The sequence below is a fragment of the Gordonia sp. CPCC 205333 genome (assembly GCF_048537885.1).
Lineage (GTDB): Bacteria > Actinomycetota > Actinomycetes > Mycobacteriales > Mycobacteriaceae > Gordonia.
The window spans coordinates 657,425-674,086 of sequence record NZ_JBCLVI010000004.1; the positions used below are offsets into that span (position 1 = coordinate 657,425).

The following is a 16,662-nucleotide window of genomic DNA, read 5'->3' on the forward strand; positions in this document are numbered from 1 at the left end:
CGACGACGCTAGGACGCGCCGGCTGTGGCATCGGCGACGATCTCGACTACGCCGTCATCATATGCGTCGAAAGCAGGCGAACCCTCGCCGGACGGGCCGACGACATCCGAATGTGCGCCACAACCGTATTCGGCCGAGACGATATGTCCGTCAGCGGCGTACTCATTGGTACACGCACCGAACGCCGCGCGCAGCGAGCCGGCCAGCGGTGCGTAGAACCCACAACTGGCACAGTGGTAACGAGCCGAGGTCGCCATCTCCGAATGGGGACCGAAGCCACCGTCGAACCAGCGTTGCGCGGTGTCGGCACGACCGGCCGCGCTGAGTACTCGCTTGCGACCCAAGCCGAGTTCACCGGCGACAGAAGCGATATCGTCAGGATCGGTCTGCTCGGACTCGAACCGGAATTCGTCGCCGCTATCGATCTGATTGGGCACCAATCGCGGATCGTCGGCCGGCGCGGCGAGCAGATCACCTGGCGACATATCGCCGGACCGGATGCGCTCGATCCACGGAATCCAACTCGGCGCGAGCAGCGCACCGTCGCTGGGTAGGAGTGCGACCTCGCTGACCGTGACGTCGTCGGAGCCGGGAACACCGGCCACCACGACACACCACTGCCAGCCCTGATACCCCGGAACATCGGCGGCGAAGTAGTGGGCGACAGCGCAGTCCCCCTCGACCGTCGACGCGAGATGGTCTCCCGGCCGTTGGCCGTCGGCGATCAGCGCATCGCGCGCAACATCGACAGCCGCGCTCAACCGGTCATTCTCCAACACAGAACTCACGCCATCCAGTGTGCAATATCCGCCCGGGAAAGGCACATCGCACCTGCCGATCGCACCATCGGATCGCCGGGGAACCGTGGGGCAACGCCCCCTTGTCAGTGGAATAGGGAACAATTGACTTCTGTGAACGCACGCAATGGGCGGGGACGGCCCAATCAGCATCCGGGAGCGGCGAACTATCCGCCGGACGCCCCGACGCGTGCCACCCGTGGGCGTCGTCCGGCTCCGGCCGAACATGACGCGGCCGAGCGTCGTTCGCCATCTGATCGCAACGCCTACCGCACGCCGCGAACGCATAATCCGCACCTGCCGCCGCTCGATGAGACCACCGAACAGGTTCATTCGACGCCGGCAATGCCGAACACCGCCAAGCAGAGCGCGGCGGGCGGGCCAAAGAAGATCACGGTCACCCGCGTCGCCGCTGCCCGCGGTCGTGAACTGACTAACCGGGGTATCGGCAAGATTCATCAGGCGGTGACCGCGGACGGCGCGGATCGGTCCGGGCTGACCGCGCTGACCCTGCCGGTCATCGCGAATGCCGCGGTCGACGCCGCGATGACGGTTGCGCTGGCCAACACCCTGTTCTTCGCCGCGGCATCGGGTGAATCCAAAACCGGCGTCGGGCTATATCTACTGCTCACCATCGCGCCATTCGCGCTGATCGCGCCGCTGATCGGCCCACTACTGGACAAGCTGCAGCACGGTCGTCGGATCGCGATGGCAGCAACGTTCGGTGTCCGAGTAATACTCGCCCTGCTCATCATCTCGAATTACACCTGGGACAGCGTCAGCGGTCAGGTGTCCTACGACCCGTGGGTGCTCTACCCCTGCGCACTTGGCCTGCTGGTGCTATCCAAATCGTTCGGTGTGCTGAAATCTGCGGTCACACCCCGTGTTTTGCCGCCGACCATCGACCTCGTGCGCGTCAACTCCCGACTGACCACATTCGGCTTGATCGGCGGCACCCTCATTGGCGGCGCGGTTGCCGGAATCTTCGAATTATTGCTGGCCAAGGCACTGCCGATCCACATTCCCGGCGCATTGCTGTGGCTGGCGGTCGTCGCCTGCGCCGGCGCGTACCTGTGTATGCGGATCCCCAAATGGGTAGAGAGCACCGAGGGCGAGATCCCCACGACGATCACCTACCACGGTGAACCTGCCGCGACAGCACCCCGACAACGGACCGGTACCGGCGAGGGCAAGACAAAGCTCACCGCCAATGCGATTGCGCGAACGATGCGCCAGCCACTCGGCCGCAAAGTCGTCGCCGGACTATGGGGTAACGGCACCATCCGAATACTTACCGGATTCCTGACGTTGTTCATCGCGTTCTATGCGAAATCCAATCAGAGTGGCGACTCCAGTTGGGCTCAGCTGCTCATGCTCGGCGCGGTGGGCGGCGCGGCCGGCGTTGGCAATCTCATCGGCAATGGAGTCGGCACCCGACTACAACTCAAGAATCCGCCGGCCATCGTCGTGTGGGCAACGGCATCGTGTTTCGCGGTGACTGTCCTCGCAACAGTTTTCGGCAGCGTGGTGGTCGCTGCTGTCGCGGCATTGGTCGCATCGGGAACCAGTGCGATCGGCAAGGTATGTCTGGATTCATCGATCCAGACCGATCTCCCCGAAGAGTCGCGGGCCTCCGCGTTCGGACGGTCCGAGACGGTCCTGCAATTGTCCTGGGTGCTTGGCGCTTCCCTTGGCGTACTCCTGCCGTCGAACCTGAAAGTCGGCTTCGGTGTGGTCGCCGTATTGTTGGCAATCGGACTTTTGCAGACGGTGCTGACCACCAGGGGAAGCACGATGATCCCCGGATTCGGCGGTAAGCGTCCCGACATCGCGCAGCCGACCGGCGGCATCGACCTACCGCCGCATGTGCAGCGCGCTCGCACGCAGGCGCCCCGACCGCCGGAGGCTCCACATCAGCGCGTGGCTGGCGATACCCCTGCTCGCCACCCCGGCCCGACGTCGGCACCGACGCGCGCGCACCAGCCCGGGCCGACAGACCTACCGCCACATCGAGGACGATCGTGAATTTCACCGCCGCAGAAAAGAAGATCCTGGCTATTCTCGCGGCCGTCGTCGCGCTGTTCGGTGCGATCGTCGTCGGCGGTGCGGCACTGTTGGCACATCAGACCGAATCTGATCACCGGCCCTATCTGCAGATCGCCGTCGGCGACGAGTTGACGCGGGTGTATCCGATCGTCTGGTGCGATGTCCTGATGCGTGACTGCGATCCGCCACTACGTAGCAAGGCGACCCGGACAAAGTCACATGTACCGGTCAACGTCGGGCAAACGGCGCTCGTTTCGGTATCGGCGGATATCGCGGACAGCCCGTGGGCATTGATCGCCGAGTACTACACACCCAACGGCATCGTGCGCGATGAGCCCATCTACCCCAGTAATACGCAATTCACCGTTGCACTGCGATCGACGGTTGAACGCACCTTGATCAATATCGAAGTGCAGGCGCCGTCGGCGATCGAGAGCCCGCAGGGATTCGTGGTCCGCGGGTTCCTCGCCGCCGATACCACGCCAAAGAGACCGACCGCCGAACAGTAATCTGCTCGACGGTCGGTATCGGGTCTATTCGATGCCTAGTGTTCGAGTTCGCGGGCCACGGCCCGCACCACCTCGGAAATACGTTGTGCCGTCTTGCGATCCGGGTAGCGGCCCTGCCGAAGGTCAGGCTGCACCTTGCTCTCGAAGAGCGTGATCAGATCCGCGACCATGCCGTGCAATTCGTCTGGCGAATGCCGCTTGACCGCAGCTTCTTTGCGCGCGGCGTCGCGACTGTTCTTGACGACGCTGGGCGCCGACTCCAGAATCGTCACGGTGAGTGCCTGCGGTCCACGACGGCCCGCCGCCATCCCGAACTCAACGCGCTGACCGGGCTTTAACCCGTCAACACCCTCCGGCAACGCCGACGAGCGGACGTATACGTCCTCGCCGTCTTGCTGCGACAAGAAGCCGAAACCCTTGTCCGTGTCGTACCACTTCACCTTGCCGGTAGGCACTGTGCTCACCCTTAATCTGTGCTTGATCACTCCCGCAGTTCAATTGGCCTGCGGGACCTTCACGACAAACGCGCCCTGACCCATGACAATGAGCAAAGGCGCGTGTTGTTGCGACCAGTCTATCCAACGTCGTCCACTCCGGTCACCCCGGTTTACGCATCGACTGTCTCGCTGGCCGACTGCCGCATACGCGTGCACTACCGTTGATTTCATGCGCTCCGACCGCTCCAACCGATTGCTGCAACTTTCCATCGCGATCTTTGCGATCGGGCTGGTAGCGATAGTCGCGTTGTTCGTGACGCCGCTCGTCGCCGACGGTCGGACCGCACCAACCCTCGTCTACGTACTCACGATGTGTGCCCCCGTCGGACTTGTGATCGCACTGATCGCAACAGTCGTGACGGGTCGCTCTACAAAACCCACCGACAAGAAACGGCGTTCGGCATGACCGCAGATTCGACTCAACTTTCCCTGACCCCCACCACTGACGGCACAAGTCTCCGACAGGCATACAGCGCCTTCCCGTCTGGCGTCGTCGCAGTGTGTTGTCGGCTCGACGGTGAGCTGGTCGGGATGGCCGCGAGCGCGTTCAGCACAGTCTCACTGGACCCGCCGCTGGTCTCGCTCTGCGTGCAGAACACGTCGACAACATGGCCAAGGTTGCGCGGCGTCACCTCGATCGGAGTCAGTGTGTTCTCCAGCGATCAGGCTGACTTGTGCAAACAGCTGGCCGGTCCGGCCGAGCATCGATTCGACGACATCGATCCCCTGCACGCGGGTTCCGAAGCCGTCTTCATCCCGGCTGCGGCCGCGTCGCTCTCGTGCAGCCTGTACAACGAGATCCCCGCGGGCGATCACACACTCGTCCTGTTGCGCATCGACGCCCTGCATGCCGACCCCGGCGTCGAACCACTTGTGTTTCACGCGAGCACATTCCGCTCGCTGGAAGTCCGCAAGCGCGTGTCGCAAGCCACCTAATGCCTGTGACGTTTGTCACATAACGACTGCATAACGGATCGGCTACAAACGGGGCATCACTGGCGTGAGCAGGTAAGACGTTCAGACGACGCCGCACCCGGGGAAACACCCTTAAAAATCACTTGCGCCGCTGGGGTGATCCACCCGCTATGAACCCGTAGGGTTCAAAGCGACCACCAGCCAGGTTGTCACCCAAACCTAAAAACGAATCAGCTGGCCGCGCCGAGCCTTGTTCCGCCAGCTGGGTCGCACAACTGCAATTCAGGAACAAGGACGGGGGACCCATTCTCCCCTGAGACCCGGTTCTGATGTATCGCATGGGTAACGCCCAAACGTTACGACAGATCCTTGGGGTGTAGCTCCGCAAACGGCTTCCAGCCGCACGTGGGGCCGGGCAACCTCTCGCTCGAACCCGACAGCTGACTTCGTAGGCGCGTGGAGAGAGGAATACCACTATGTCCGGACGTCATCGCAAGCCGACCTCCACCACAACCACCAAGACCTTCGCCAAGGTCGCCCTCACCGGAGCCGTCCTCGGCGGCGGAGCGGCGATGCTCTCGGCCGGTAACGCCAGCGCCGCCACCGATTCCGAGTGGAATCAGGTCGCTGCCTGCGAGTCCGGCGGTAACTGGGCGATCAACACCGGCAACGGCTACCAGGGTGGCCTCCAGTTCAGCCCGAGCACCTGGGCCGCCCACGGCGGCACCCAGTACGCCCCCTCGGCGGATCAGGCGACTCGCGAACAGCAGATCGCCATCGCCGAGCGCGTTCTCGCGACGCAGGGCAACGGCGCATGGCCGACCTGCGGCGGAGTTCTCTCGGGCCCGACCAAGCGCGACGCTCCGACCACCGCGCCGTCGAACCTGAAGACCCCGAAGACCGACAAGGCCGCGCCGCAGAATTCGCTGAAGACTGCTCCCAACGCCAAGGACACCACCGAGGTGAAGAAGCAGGTTGACGACGCTCTCACCACCGCGGGCAAGAAGGGCACCGTTGACCCGGCGGTGAAGAACCTGTGGACAGCTGCGAAGAACAGCGGCTACCAGCTCGACAAGGGCCAGCTCGACTTCTACAACAAGAACAAGTCGCTGCTGCCCCTCCCCTGAACGGCCTAGCGCCCCAAAGACAAAGGGCCCTGCACGAGGTTTTCACCCGTGCAGGGCCCTTCTCCAATTCTTCTACCTGTTGACAACCGTCTTGGACTGCACAAACGGCAGATCCTCAACCGGGAGCGGGAATTCCGTACTCCCGAACGGAGACAACGCACCCGATACGTTGGCGGCGAATTCCGAGACGGCATGCTCGCCATCGGTGTTCGGCCAGCCGTTGTCGACATATTTACTCTTGGCAGCCGCTGCTGCAGGTTCCTTATCAGCCACGTCGGTTATTGTGCCATGCGCTCGGTAAGTAAGGTTGATCGAATGAGTGTGAAGCGGTCGGTGGCGGTCATTCGATGACGCCGAAGTCGCTCGCCATCGAACTAGCCGACCGCTCCGACGACGAGCTGGCCCTTCTCCTGGCCGCCCGTCCCGACCTCGCCTCACCACCGCCGCAGGGCACCGGGGTACTGGCCCAACGCGCGCTGTCGGCGGCGTCGATCACGCTGGCCGGGGAATCGCTGGATCTCCTCGCGGTAGCCGTCCTCGACGTGGTGGCCACCGCCGACAAACCCCCGACGCCGGCCGCGGTTGCCAAGGCGCTGACCGGCCGGGCCGAACCAGCCGACATCGCCGAGCGAATCACGCTGCTGACCGAACGGGCGTTGTTGTGGACCGACGGCCGACGGCTCGTCGCACCTGCCCATGCACCCTCGGCAATGCCGTGGCAGGGACGGCATATCACCGCGCCGACGGCCACGCGTACCCCGCAGCAATGGCGTGCCGAACTCGATCAGCTCCCGCAGCCGCAGACCGCACTTCTCACGACACTGTCACAGGGACCACCGCTGGGCCGCAGCCGCGACGCCGCTCCAGGTAGCGACCCGTCTCTCCCGGTCCCGACGCTGCTGGCGGCTGGCATGCTGGCCCGCATCGACGACCAGACCGTGGAAATCGTGCCGGTGGTCCGCCAGTTACTGCGCCACGAGCCACTGCTGCGCCTCGATGACTTACGCGCCCCGTCGTTGACGCCGACCGGCGAGGAGTCTCGATTCACTCTCGTCGACGTCGACGCCGCGGCCGGTGGCGAAGCCCTCGAACTCATCCGCCATTCGACGCTGCTGCTTCACCTGCTCGGCGAGACTCCGGCCGCCGTACTGCGATCGGGCGCGATGGGTATTCGTGAGTTGCGTCGCCTCGCCAAGTCCACCGGCCTGTCATTGACCCGCGTCGGACTGATCATCGAACTGCTCGGCTATCTGCGATTCGTTGACGCCGGATATCCCGATCCGACGCCCGCGGTCGGCGCCGATGATTTCGCCTGGGCGCCAACGCATGCGGCCGATGGGTGGCTACGCCAAAGCACCGAACGCCAGTGGCAGGCGTTGCTCGCCACCTGGCTCCGGATGCCTCGCCGCGCCTGGCTGGTCGGCCAACCCGACCGCGACGGCAACGCATTACCCGCATTGTCGACCGAGGTCTACGACGGCCAGGCCGCCGCCCTGCGGATGACGATTCTGACCGCGCTGAGCGAAGCGTTGCCGGGCACAAGCGTGTCGATCGACGATCTCACCGCCTATCTACTCTGGCGCCATCCCCGTCGGCTCCGCCAGTTCACCCGAGCCCTGATATCCGAAAATATCAGGGAGGCAACGGAATTGGGGCTGGTCGCACATAACGCGCTGAGCAGCGTCGGACGGGCCGCGCTCATCGCGCCACCCGCCGAGTCCGATGCGGCGATCTCGTCGGCTATCGACATCTCCCTACCGAAACCGGTGGACCACTTCCTCACCCAGGCCGACCTCACCCTGGTCGTGCCCGGACCGATGACACATGAACTCGCGGATCAGGTCGAACTGGTCGCTGACCTCGAATCCGGCGGTGCCGCTTCGGTTTACCGCGTCACCGAAGCGAGCGTGCGGCGAGCACTTGACGCCGGCCGCAGCGGGGCCGAACTGATCGCGATGTTCACCACCCACTCGTCGACGCCGGTCCCTCAGGCATTGAGTTATCTGATCGAGGATGTCGCACGACGTCATGGCAGCCTGCGCGTCGGCATCGCGTCGGCATTCGTCCGCTGCGAGGACCCCGCGACGATGGCAGAAGTGTTGCGCAGCAACGCCGCCGAAGCGCTCGCGCTGCGGGCACTGGCACCAACGGTCGCAGTGTCGGGCGCATCGGTGCGCGACGTCATCGACGAGTTGCGCAGTGCGGGATTCACTCCAGCCGGTGAGGATTCCTCCGGCGCCCTGGTCGACTTGCGGCCGCAAGGCAGCCGGATCCGCGACACCCGCGCCCCCCGGCAGTCCGATCCGCGGCGCCCAGCTCCGACGCCCGCGCAACTCAAGCAGATCGTGTCGCGGATTCGGTCGGCCGACCGGGCGAGTGCGACACCGCGTAAAGCATCAGCGCCGGTACGGGCGAGCGGTAGCGGCGAATCGGCCGTAGCGCTGATCCAATTGGCACTACGCACCGCCCGACAGTTGCGCATCGACTATGTCGACGCACACGGTGGAGCGAGCCGGCATATCGTTCGGCCACGGTTGCTCGGCGCGGGGCAACTCGTCGCCGCCGACGTCGCCACCGACGAGGAGCAGCATTTCTCGCTACACCGGGTGACCAGCATCGAATTACTCGACGAGAAGTAGGTGCGTGGGGCCCTCGTCGGAGATCGGTGAGGACCCTCACCTGACAACATCGCCGCACACCTGGACAATGGATCGGGTGACTGATGGACCCTTGATCGTGCAATCGGATAAGACTCTCCTACTGGAGGTGGATCATGCCGACGCCGGCGCCGCCCGTGCCGCGATCGCCCCGTTCGCCGAACTCGAACGCGCACCCGAGCACGTACACACCTACCGGGTGACCCCGCTCGCGTTGTGGAACGCGCGCGCTGCCGGCCACGACGCTGAGCAGGTGGTGGACGCACTGGTCACCTTCTCGCGGTACGCGGTACCACAACCGCTGCTGATGGATGTCGTCGATACGATGGGCCGCTTCGGTCGACTCCAACTGGTCAAACATCCCGCGCACGGTCTGACCCTGGTCAGCTTCGATCGCGCCGTGTTGGAGGAAATCCTGCGGCACAAGAAGGTGGCGCCGATGCTCGGCGAACGCCTGGACGACGACACCGTGGTCGTACATCCATCCGAGCGCGGACGTCTCAAACAGATTTTGCTCAAGGTGGGGTGGCCGGCGGAAGATCTGGCGGGATATGTCGACGGCGAAGCGCATCCGATCGCCCTGGCACAGGACGACTGGCATCTGCGCGACTACCAGGCGCTGGCCGCCGAATCGTTCTGGGCTGGCGGCTCCGGCGTCGTCGTATTGCCCTGCGGTGCAGGTAAGACGATGGTCGGCGCGGCGGCGATGGCGCAAGCCTCGGCGACGACGTTGATCCTGGTGACCAATACCGTTGCCGGCCGGCAGTGGAAGCGGGAATTGATCGCCCGGACATCGCTGACCGAGGAGGAGATCGGCGAATACTCCGGTGAGCGCAAGGAGATTCGTCCGGTGACCATCGCCACCTATCAGGTGATGACCCGAAAATCGAAGGGCGAGTACAAGAATCTCGATCTCTTCGACTCTCGCGACTGGGGGCTGATCATCTACGACGAGGTGCATCTGCTGCCCGCGCCGGTGTTTCGAATGACCGCCGATCTACAGTCCCGACGTCGACTCGGACTCACCGCGACACTCGTCCGCGAGGACGGGCGCGAGGGCGATGTATTCAGCCTGATCGGCCCGAAGCGGTATGACGCTCCGTGGAAAGATATTGAGGCACAAGGCTGGATCGCGCCGGCAGATTGTGTCGAGGTCCGGGTAACACTCACCGACGACGAACGCCTCCAATACGCGGTGGCCGAGCCGGAGGAGAAGTACAAGTTGTGCTCGACGGCGCATACCAAGGTCAACGTCGTCAAAGCGATCCTCGACCGACACCGTGGCGCGCCGACCCTCGTTATCGGCGCGTATATCGATCAGCTGGAAGAACTCGGAGAAGCGTTGGGCGCGCCGGTGATTCAGGGTTCGACGAAGAATAGGGACCGGGAAGTCCTCTTCGATCAGTTCCGCTCCGGCGAGATCCAGACCTTGGTGGTGTCGAAGGTGGCGAACTTCTCCATCGATCTCCCCGAGGCATCGGTCGCCGTGCAGGTGTCGGGCACCTTCGGGTCGCGCCAGGAAGAGGCACAGCGACTCGGGCGACTGCTACGGCCGAAACGCGATGGCGGACAAGCACATTTCTATTCGGTGGTGTCGCGAGATACCCTCGACGCCGACTACGCGGCGCATCGTCAACGCTTCCTCGCCGAGCAGGGATACGCCTACCGGATCACCGACGCCGACGACCTACTGGGGCCGGCGATCGGCGAACAGACGTAAGGGTCAGGCAGCCGCTTCCAGGCAGAATCCGAGTGGCTTCGGCTGCGCATAGTTGACGGCCTGCTGGCCGGCCGGGCAGGTTGCCGTGCCCTCGGTGCGACTGACCACGCGATAGGCGGTGGTCCCGGTTTTCGGTGTCGCGGAACACTCGATGCGCCGATAGTCGGCTAGCGTCGCGCTACCGGCGGTCGGAATCTGGTAGCACGTGTCGGCCGCGAAATTCGATGCCACGCAGAGTTTTTCGGAATCATTGTCGAAGGTGATATGCGAGTAGTTCTGATCCGCACACTCCTGTCCGGCCGGCACCACCGATGCTGCGATGAACGTCAGATCGCCGCTGGTATCGCAGCTGGCTTTGAAGACCTCGACCTTGCCGTCCTTAGGCTCGGTGCCGATCCTCACGCAACTACCGACCGGGGCATCCCCGGCCTTGGTGATCGCGTCTGAGCCACCGATCGACACACTGCCGCTACACCCGGCAACCAACACCATCGCCGCGCCCGCAACGAGCGCTGCCGACACACGTTTCACTACTGAGCGATAAGTCGTCATGGCGAAAGTGTGGCACGCACCCGAGTCCGATGCGCCCGTTTCGTGGTTATGAGTCAGGCGGCTGACTGCTTAGCGAAGCTCACTGACCAGCGGATACGCCTTCGGGTTGTCCAGTCTGGGCACAGCGCGCTCCTTCAAGAAGCGATCGAAGGTGTCGCCGATCAGCGCTCGCTGAGTTGCGATCGCAACCAGACGAGGAGCGGTACCCAGACTCAACCCACCGGGAATGGCGAGAAACGGCACATCGGGTACCGACTGCGGCACAAAGGCGGCGACGTCGGTGAAGCTCGCGTGTCCGGAATCGGCGAGGCGGTACACCCTCGACCATCCACCGCTAACCCGCGTGTTCGCGAGGTAGGGCAACCACCATTTGGCACGTGCCTCGGCGCTGTTAGCATGCAGTGAACTAGCCAGATGTAGGACCGGGCGCGACGACGGGCGGGTAACGATCGGAGCCGCGGGAGTACCGACACGTAACGCTCCGTCGACATTCACCGCGGCACCGGTGCGCTTATCGATACGAGAGACCTCTGCGGCGACGGCGCCGCCCATCGAATGCCCGAAGACGCCGAGCTTGGCCGGATCGATCACGCGGCCAAGGCCGGCCGGCAATGCCCGACGGTCAGCGTCGATCACGTGCCCGGAATTCCAGCGTCTGGCCTGCCCGAACAGATACCGAACGTCGGCGACGCGGGCCGCGACTGACTTCCGCTGGGTGGTTTCCGAATAGCTGTCGGTGACTGACATGCCCACAACGCGGCCGTCGGGAAAGACCGTCGCGGCGGCGTCGCCGGTGTGGTCGACCGCGACCACGACATATCCGCGGCTCGCCAGATCTTCGGTCAGCGCCGTGTAGACGAATCGCGGGGTCAGAAATCCGGGCGAAAAGACAACCACCGGAAGAGATTTCACATTTCGCGCAACCGGCGCGTCGAGATAACCGTTGGTTCGGGTGCCGACCAGTCGGGTGACATCGAGCCCACCGGCCCTCGCGATTGAGGCAGCGTCAGCGGTTACATAGGGTGCCCGCACGTGGCCGCGGACATCGTCGGCCGGGTAGGTGATGGTCACTGGAAGTTCGCGCCGGCCCGGTCGCCACGGATCCGCTCGACCAGCGTCGACGAATCGCGCGACATGGACGCCGACTCGATACGGGCCGGTTGGTGCTGGAATAGGCGACACCGCAGCGGTCGCGACGGTCTGGCCGCCGATAGCCGGCACCGCGACGAATGTAGCAGCGGCTGCGAGCAGTACCGACAGAACGGACGAAATTCTCCTCATGAACTCAAGATGTTAGCGCAGCCTAACGCGCTGTACTTCTCGAGTGTGTCGAAGGCGGTACGGTGATCCGGTGACTGTCGAGCGACTTAGACCCTTTGGAGAGACGATTTTCGCCGAGATGTCAGCCCTTGCGGTTACCCACGGCGCGATCAACCTCGGCCAGGGTTTCCCCGACGCCGACGGCCCGCCCAGCATGCTCGACGCCGCGCAGCGGGCCATCGCCACCGGCCATAATCAGTACCCGCCGGGACTGGGCGTACCCGCGCTGCGCTCCGCCGTCGCCGCTCATCAAGAACGGCTCTACGGCCTGGAATACGATCCCGACACCGAAGTGCTCGTCACCGTCGGCGCAACCGAGGCCATCGCCGGAGCGGTCGTCGGTCTCGTTGAGCCCGGCTCGGAGGTGGTACTCATCGAGCCCTATTACGACGCTTACGCGGCAACCATCGCGATGGCCGGAGCGGTCCGACGCAGCGTCCCCTTGATCGCCGACGGCGACGGGTTTCGCCTCGACCACGCCCGGCTGGCCGAAGCGTTTAGCCCGAAAACGGCTGCGATCATTGTCAATTCGCCGCATAACCCCACTGGCACCGTATTCTCAGAGGCAGACCTACGGGCCATCGCCGACCTATGCGTGCGGCACGACGTAATCGCCATCGCCGATGAGGTATACGAGCACCTAGTGTTCGACGGTCGGACGCACACATCGATCGCGAGCTTACCGGGTATGCGCGAGCGCACCGTCCGAATCTCCAGTGCCGCAAAGACTTTCAACTGCACCGGCTGGAAGGTCGGCTGGCTGTCCGGCCCGCCCGACCTGGTGAAGGGCGCCCGCTGCGCCAAGCAGTTCATGTCATTCGTCGGCAGTGGACCGTTCCAGCCCGCGGTGGCCCACGCACTCAATACCGAAATGGAGTGGGTGAGCCAATCCGCGAAGTCGTTGCAGCGCAAACGCGATCTGCTCAGTGACGCCCTGGCCGACGCCGGATTCGGCGTACACCGCAGCGAGGCAACGTATTTCGTCTGCGCCGACCCGCGGCCGCTCGGCTATTACGACGCGGCAGCACTGTGCCGGGAACTGCCCGAACGCATCGGCGTCGCGGCGGTGCCGGTCAGCGCATTCGTCGATGACCCCGAACCCTGGAAACATCTGGTGCGCTTCGCCTTCGCGAAGGACGACGCCTCGCTGATCGAAGGCGCGCGCCGCCTGGCGCGGCTGTAGACACACCGCCGCCAAACTCGAACATTCATTCGACTACCTGCTATTCTGGCGATATGTCCACCGGGCTACAAGGTTCACTCTTCGAGCAGCCGGCCGATGCGCCGGCGCTGAATCCGTTGAGCCGCCGAGGAACCCGTCGAGAACTCTCCGACGGCGCATGGATTGATCTACATCCGCACTGGCTGCGCGGTTCGGACATCCTGTTCGAGAAATTGCGTGCCGATGTACCCTGGCGCGCCGAGCACCGGCAGATGTATGACCGCGTGGTGGCGGTGCCGCGGTTGGTCAGCACCTACGACCAGACAATGCCACTTCCCGACCCTGTGCTGGACACCGCACGCACCACCTTGAGCGAGCACTACCGGCACGAACTTCCGCAAGGATTCGCGACTGCCGGAATGTGTTTCTACCGGGATGGCAACGACAGCGTCGCATGGCACGGCGACAAGATCGGCCACAGCGCCACTCGAGACACCTTGATCGCGATCGTGTCGGTCGGTACGGCTCGTCCTCTACTGTTGCGTCCGGCTGACGGTGGCCGGTCGATACGTCTCACCCTCGGCGCTGGCGACCTGCTGGTCATGGGCGGGTCCTGCCAACGAACCTGGGAGCATGCGGTGCCCAAGTCCCCGAGCGTCGGCCCAAGAATTAGCATCCAGTTCCGTGAACTGGGCGTTTGGTAGCAATCGGACGTTTCCGGCCGAATCGGGATGCCCAGCCATGGCGTGGTTTAATCGTTTCGTTATAAACGACGTCGACGCCTGGGAAGTTCTCGTATGAAGCACAAAGTCGCAATCGCAACACTCGCCGCCGCAGCAGCTCTCACCGTATGTGCGGCTCCGGTACACGCCGAAGGATCGAGCGATATCTTCGGCAGCGCGGGAAGTTCCGACCTTGGCTCGTCATCGAAGAAACAACAGCACTATGGCAAACTCGGTCGGGCCGATGCACCCAACGGCGTGCGCTCGATCAACGTCTGGGTACTGCCTGGCAACGGTGTGAAGGCCGTTGAAAGCGGTGTCTACCCAAGGAATTCACAGATCGGCGTCAAGTGGAATTCCGTCATCCAAACCGGCGAAGAAGTCGGCAGTGATGAATGCAAGATGACCGTGAAACTCACCGGCCCCAAAGTGACCGCGAAAAACGGAACCGCGAAGTCCAAATTCTGCACATCTCGCAAGCTATTCAGGCTGAAAGCCGCCGGTGACTACTCGATCACCGTCACCGATGCCGTATCCGGGGCATCGAATGCGATCAAATTCACGCTGCGCTAGACGACGCCGGGTGAGCGGCGCTGAAGTTACCGCCGCTTACGCCACCGAGACACCGGTCAGCTTCGTTGACAGGTCCCACAGCCCATTCCTGGTGCCTTGGTTGTTGGCCCGCCGGTTGTACTTCGATACTGCCGGTGGACCAACCATGATCCGCTTGGGGCCATAGAACAGTCCCGACTTCGCCTCCGGCGAGGTAGCCGCGAAAAGGGTCGGCAACGCGCCGGCTTCGGCGGACTGCGCGAACGGCGTCTTGTTGCCGATCGCCATCAACTGGTCCATGAACGACTCGGTGTGTCCCTGTAGACCGGTGTCGGCATAGCCGGGATGAGCAATCATCGACCCCACCGACGATCCACTCGCCTCCAGGCGCTTCGCGAGTTCCTTACCGAACATCAGGTTGGCCATTTTGGAGTCGCCGTAGACGCTCCAGCGCCGGTATCGGCGCTTGTCCCAGTTGAGATCGTCGAGATTGATGCGACCGAGCTGGTGCATGAACGACGACAGCGTCACCACCCGATCGGTCACCTTGTCCAGGAGCAGACCGGTCAGCGCGAAGTGGCCCAAATGATTTGTGCCCATTTGCATTTCGAATCCGTCAGAGGTTCGCCGTTCCGGCACCGCCATCACGCCCGCATTGTTGATCAGCACATCGACGGTGTCGACGCGAGATCCGAAATCGCGGATCGACGCGAGGTCGGATAGGTCGAGTTTCTCGACGCGTGCGCGTTCGCCCAACGTGTCCGCGAGTGCCTGAGCCGTGGTGAGATTGCGGCACGCCATCACGACGTTCGCGCCGGCCCCGACGAGCGCGCGCGTAGTCTGTTCACCCAGCCCACTATTGGCGCCGGTGACCACGAAGGTCCGGCCGCTCTGGTCAGGGATATCGGCAGTAGACCAACCCATCGGTTCTCCTTATGAAGTCTCGCCCGGGATTTACACCGTCGGCCGAGTCAGCCGGGTGTATCGATCTAGATGGTAGTCGGTTGAACCGAACTCGTACTGCACAGCGGTGAGCCGCTTGAAATAATGACCGACGGCCAGTTCCTCGGTCATCCCCATTCCACCGTGCAACTGGACGGCATTCTGTCCGACGAATCGCGCCGCCCGCCCGACGGTCACCTTTGCCGCCGACACCGCACGCGCTCGATCGTCGGCCTGCGCGGAAAGGTTGAGCACCGCGAGAAGTACTGCGGCAGAGGCCTGTTCGACTTCGAGGAGCATATCGACCAGTCGATGCTGCAACGCCTGGAAGGTGCCAAGGGCCTGACCGAACTGGTGGCGCTGTTTGCAGTATTCGACAGTATCGTCGAGCACCTTTCGCATCGCTCCGACGGCCTCGGCGCTCACCGCCGCCGCCCCCTCGTCGACGGCGGCCGACAACAGGCCATCCACTTCGACGTCGGTCAACAGTGCGGCGGCCGGCAACCTGACGGCGTCGAATACCAAATCCGCCGCCAGTCGATCATCGACAGTGCGCACCGGGTGCACCGTGAGACCGGACGCTGGCGTATCCGCGCTGAATTCGGTGACGAATAGCGCGACACCGGAATCAGTGCGCGCGCTGATCAACAGGTGCGTGGCCAACGGCGCGCTGGGAACGACGATCTTGTTGCCGCGCAGCACCCAGTCGTCGCCATCGCGTTCGGCGACGGTCGAGATTTCGCCGAGTGCTCCGGAATCCTGTTCGACAGCGGCCAGTGCGACCACGGCGTCACCCGCCGCGATCTTCGCCAATAATTCGACGGCGGCGTCGGTACCGATCCGGCCGAGCAATCCACCCGAGACGACAACGGTGTCGACATACGGCTCCACCACCAGTCCGTGGCCGAGAGCCTCGGCGATCACCATGAGTTCGGTTGGGCCACCGCCCATTCCACCCGCGCTTTCCGGAATCGTGGCACCCAGGATTCCCAACTCGTCGGCGAAGGCACGCCAGATGTCGGGCTGCCAGCCGGCACCCGTCTTCACCGCCGCACGACTGGTATCGAGGTCGTATCGGGTGGCGAGAAATTTGGTCAGTCCGTCACGCAGCAACTGCTGCTCTGCGGTGAGAGTGAAATCCATT

Annotated in this window: 17 protein-coding genes and 1 riboswitch; of the genes, 10 read left to right on the top strand and 7 right to left on the bottom strand. The window is 63.8% G+C overall.

What is annotated here, in order from left to right; all coding sequences use genetic code 11:
• Window positions 1-8 precede the first annotated feature (8 nt).
• Entirely contained in the window at window positions 9-779 is a 771-nt protein-coding gene (locus AAFP29_RS17595) for a DUF3027 domain-containing protein (protein WP_419218769.1), read from the bottom strand.
• Window positions 780-902: 123 nt separating this feature from the next.
• Here AAFP29_RS17595 and AAFP29_RS17600 point away from each other — a divergent pair, with 123 nt between their 5' ends.
• Together AAFP29_RS17600 and AAFP29_RS17605 are read left to right on the top strand one after the other, a co-directional pair.
• The gene (locus tag AAFP29_RS17600; RefSeq protein WP_419218682.1) at window positions 903-2,822 is read left to right on the top strand and encodes an MFS transporter; all 1,920 of its coding nucleotides are present in this window, start codon (window positions 903-905) and stop codon (window positions 2,820-2,822) included.
• Complete coding sequence (locus AAFP29_RS17605) at window positions 2,819-3,352, top strand: DUF2771 family protein (protein ID WP_419218683.1); 534 nt, start codon at window positions 2,819-2,821, stop codon at window positions 3,350-3,352. The genes AAFP29_RS17600 and AAFP29_RS17605 overlap by 4 nt, the downstream gene beginning before the upstream one ends.
• Before the next feature lie 35 nt (window positions 3,353-3,387).
• Here AAFP29_RS17605 and AAFP29_RS17610 read toward each other — a convergent pair whose 3' ends face one another.
• Window positions 3,388-3,807 carry a cold-shock protein gene (locus tag AAFP29_RS17610; protein ID WP_419218770.1) on the bottom strand — a complete coding sequence of 140 codons (420 nt, stop codon included), beginning with the start codon at window positions 3,805-3,807 and terminating at the stop codon, window positions 3,388-3,390.
• Window positions 3,808-4,018: 211 nt separating this feature from the next.
• Between AAFP29_RS17610 and AAFP29_RS17615 the strand changes: the two genes are divergently transcribed.
• From AAFP29_RS17615 to AAFP29_RS17625, 3 genes are all read left to right on the top strand, one after another.
• Window positions 4,019-4,255 carry a hypothetical protein gene (locus AAFP29_RS17615; protein WP_419218684.1) on the top strand — a complete coding sequence of 79 codons (237 nt, stop codon included), beginning with the start codon at window positions 4,019-4,021 and terminating at the stop codon, window positions 4,253-4,255.
• The gene (locus AAFP29_RS17620) at window positions 4,252-4,785 is read left to right on the top strand and encodes a flavin reductase family protein (RefSeq protein ID WP_419218685.1); all 534 of its coding nucleotides are present in this window, start codon (window positions 4,252-4,254) and stop codon (window positions 4,783-4,785) included. Before AAFP29_RS17615 ends, AAFP29_RS17620 begins: the two co-directional genes overlap by 4 nt.
• Window positions 4,786-5,022: 237 nt before the next feature.
• A riboswitch (cyclic di-AMP (ydaO/yuaA leader) is annotated at window positions 5,023-5,235 on the top strand.
• Window positions 5,236-5,240: 5 nt separating this feature from the next.
• Complete coding sequence (locus AAFP29_RS17625; RefSeq protein ID WP_419218686.1) at window positions 5,241-5,891, top strand: transglycosylase family protein; 651 nt, start codon at window positions 5,241-5,243, stop codon at window positions 5,889-5,891.
• A 72-nt stretch (window positions 5,892-5,963) separates the two neighbouring features.
• Here the strand turns inward: AAFP29_RS17625 and AAFP29_RS17630 are convergent, their stop codons facing one another.
• Window positions 5,964-6,164, bottom strand: a complete 201-nt coding sequence (locus AAFP29_RS17630) for a hypothetical protein (RefSeq protein ID WP_419218687.1) — start codon at window positions 6,162-6,164, stop codon at window positions 5,964-5,966.
• Window positions 6,165-6,238: 74 nt separating this feature from the next.
• Between AAFP29_RS17630 and AAFP29_RS17635 the strand changes: the two genes are divergently transcribed.
• Together AAFP29_RS17635 and AAFP29_RS17640 are read left to right on the top strand one after the other, a co-directional pair.
• On the top strand, window positions 6,239-8,530 hold the full coding sequence (locus tag AAFP29_RS17635) for a helicase-associated domain-containing protein (RefSeq protein WP_419218688.1): 2,292 nt from the start codon (window positions 6,239-6,241) through the stop codon (window positions 8,528-8,530).
• A gap of 76 nt (window positions 8,531-8,606) precedes the next feature.
• A complete protein-coding gene (locus AAFP29_RS17640; RefSeq protein ID WP_419218689.1) occupies window positions 8,607-10,268 on the top strand; it encodes a DNA repair helicase XPB in 1,662 nt (553 codons plus the stop codon).
• Window positions 10,269-10,271: 3 nt separating this feature from the next.
• Here the strand turns inward: AAFP29_RS17640 and AAFP29_RS17645 are convergent, their stop codons facing one another.
• Window positions 10,272-10,820 (bottom strand): hypothetical protein, encoded by a 549-nt coding sequence (locus AAFP29_RS17645; RefSeq protein ID WP_419218690.1) that lies wholly within the window; start codon window positions 10,818-10,820, stop codon window positions 10,272-10,274.
• A 69-nt stretch (window positions 10,821-10,889) separates the two neighbouring features.
• Window positions 10,890-12,101, bottom strand: a complete 1,212-nt coding sequence (locus AAFP29_RS17650) for an alpha/beta hydrolase family protein (protein ID WP_419218691.1) — start codon at window positions 12,099-12,101, stop codon at window positions 10,890-10,892.
• 70 nt (window positions 12,102-12,171) lie between these two features.
• Between AAFP29_RS17650 and AAFP29_RS17655 the strand changes: the two genes are divergently transcribed.
• The 3 genes from AAFP29_RS17655 (at window position 12,172) to AAFP29_RS17665 (ending at window position 14,597) form a co-directional block, all read left to right on the top strand.
• Window positions 12,172-13,323, top strand: a complete 1,152-nt coding sequence (locus AAFP29_RS17655; RefSeq protein ID WP_419218692.1) for a pyridoxal phosphate-dependent aminotransferase — start codon at window positions 12,172-12,174, stop codon at window positions 13,321-13,323.
• Window positions 13,324-13,376: 53 nt separating this feature from the next.
• Window positions 13,377-14,006: an alpha-ketoglutarate-dependent dioxygenase AlkB gene (locus AAFP29_RS17660; RefSeq protein WP_419218693.1), complete on the top strand. Its 630-nt coding sequence runs from the start codon at window positions 13,377-13,379 to the stop codon at window positions 14,004-14,006.
• Between the two features lie 93 nt (window positions 14,007-14,099).
• Window positions 14,100-14,597, top strand: coding sequence for a hypothetical protein (locus tag AAFP29_RS17665; protein ID WP_419218694.1), 498 nt, complete (start codon window positions 14,100-14,102; stop codon window positions 14,595-14,597).
• 36 nt (window positions 14,598-14,633) lie between these two features.
• Here the strand turns inward: AAFP29_RS17665 and AAFP29_RS17670 are convergent, their stop codons facing one another.
• Both AAFP29_RS17670 and AAFP29_RS17675 read right to left on the bottom strand, forming a co-directional pair.
• Complete coding sequence (locus AAFP29_RS17670; RefSeq protein ID WP_419218695.1) at window positions 14,634-15,500, bottom strand: oxidoreductase; 867 nt, start codon at window positions 15,498-15,500, stop codon at window positions 14,634-14,636.
• Between the two features lie 30 nt (window positions 15,501-15,530).
• Window positions 15,531-16,661, bottom strand: coding sequence for an acyl-CoA dehydrogenase family protein (locus tag AAFP29_RS17675; protein WP_419218696.1), 1,131 nt, complete (start codon window positions 16,659-16,661; stop codon window positions 15,531-15,533).
• Window position 16,662: the final 1 nt, after the last annotated feature.

Coding starts and splice junctions, on each gene's coding strand:
- AAFP29_RS17615 (WP_419218684.1), top strand. CDS start 4,019: ATGCGCTCCGACCGCTCCAACCGATTGCTGCAACTTTCCATCGCGATC.
- AAFP29_RS17620 (WP_419218685.1), top strand. CDS start 4,252: ATGACCGCAGATTCGACTCAACTTTCCCTGACCCCCACCACTGACGGC.
- AAFP29_RS17625 (WP_419218686.1), top strand. CDS start 5,241: ATGTCCGGACGTCATCGCAAGCCGACCTCCACCACAACCACCAAGACC.
- AAFP29_RS17635 (WP_419218688.1), top strand. CDS start 6,239: ATGACGCCGAAGTCGCTCGCCATCGAACTAGCCGACCGCTCCGACGAC.
- AAFP29_RS17645 (WP_419218690.1), bottom strand. CDS start 10,820: ATGACGACTTATCGCTCAGTAGTGAAACGTGTGTCGGCAGCGCTCGTT.
- AAFP29_RS17650 (WP_419218691.1), bottom strand. CDS start 12,101: ATGAGGAGAATTTCGTCCGTTCTGTCGGTACTGCTCGCAGCCGCTGCT.
- AAFP29_RS17660 (WP_419218693.1), top strand. CDS start 13,377: ATGTCCACCGGGCTACAAGGTTCACTCTTCGAGCAGCCGGCCGATGCG.
- AAFP29_RS17665 (WP_419218694.1), top strand. CDS start 14,100: ATGAAGCACAAAGTCGCAATCGCAACACTCGCCGCCGCAGCAGCTCTC.
- AAFP29_RS17670 (WP_419218695.1), bottom strand. CDS start 15,500: ATGGGTTGGTCTACTGCCGATATCCCTGACCAGAGCGGCCGGACCTTC.
- AAFP29_RS17675 (WP_419218696.1), bottom strand. CDS start 16,661: ATGGATTTCACTCTCACCGCAGAGCAGCAGTTGCTGCGTGACGGACTG.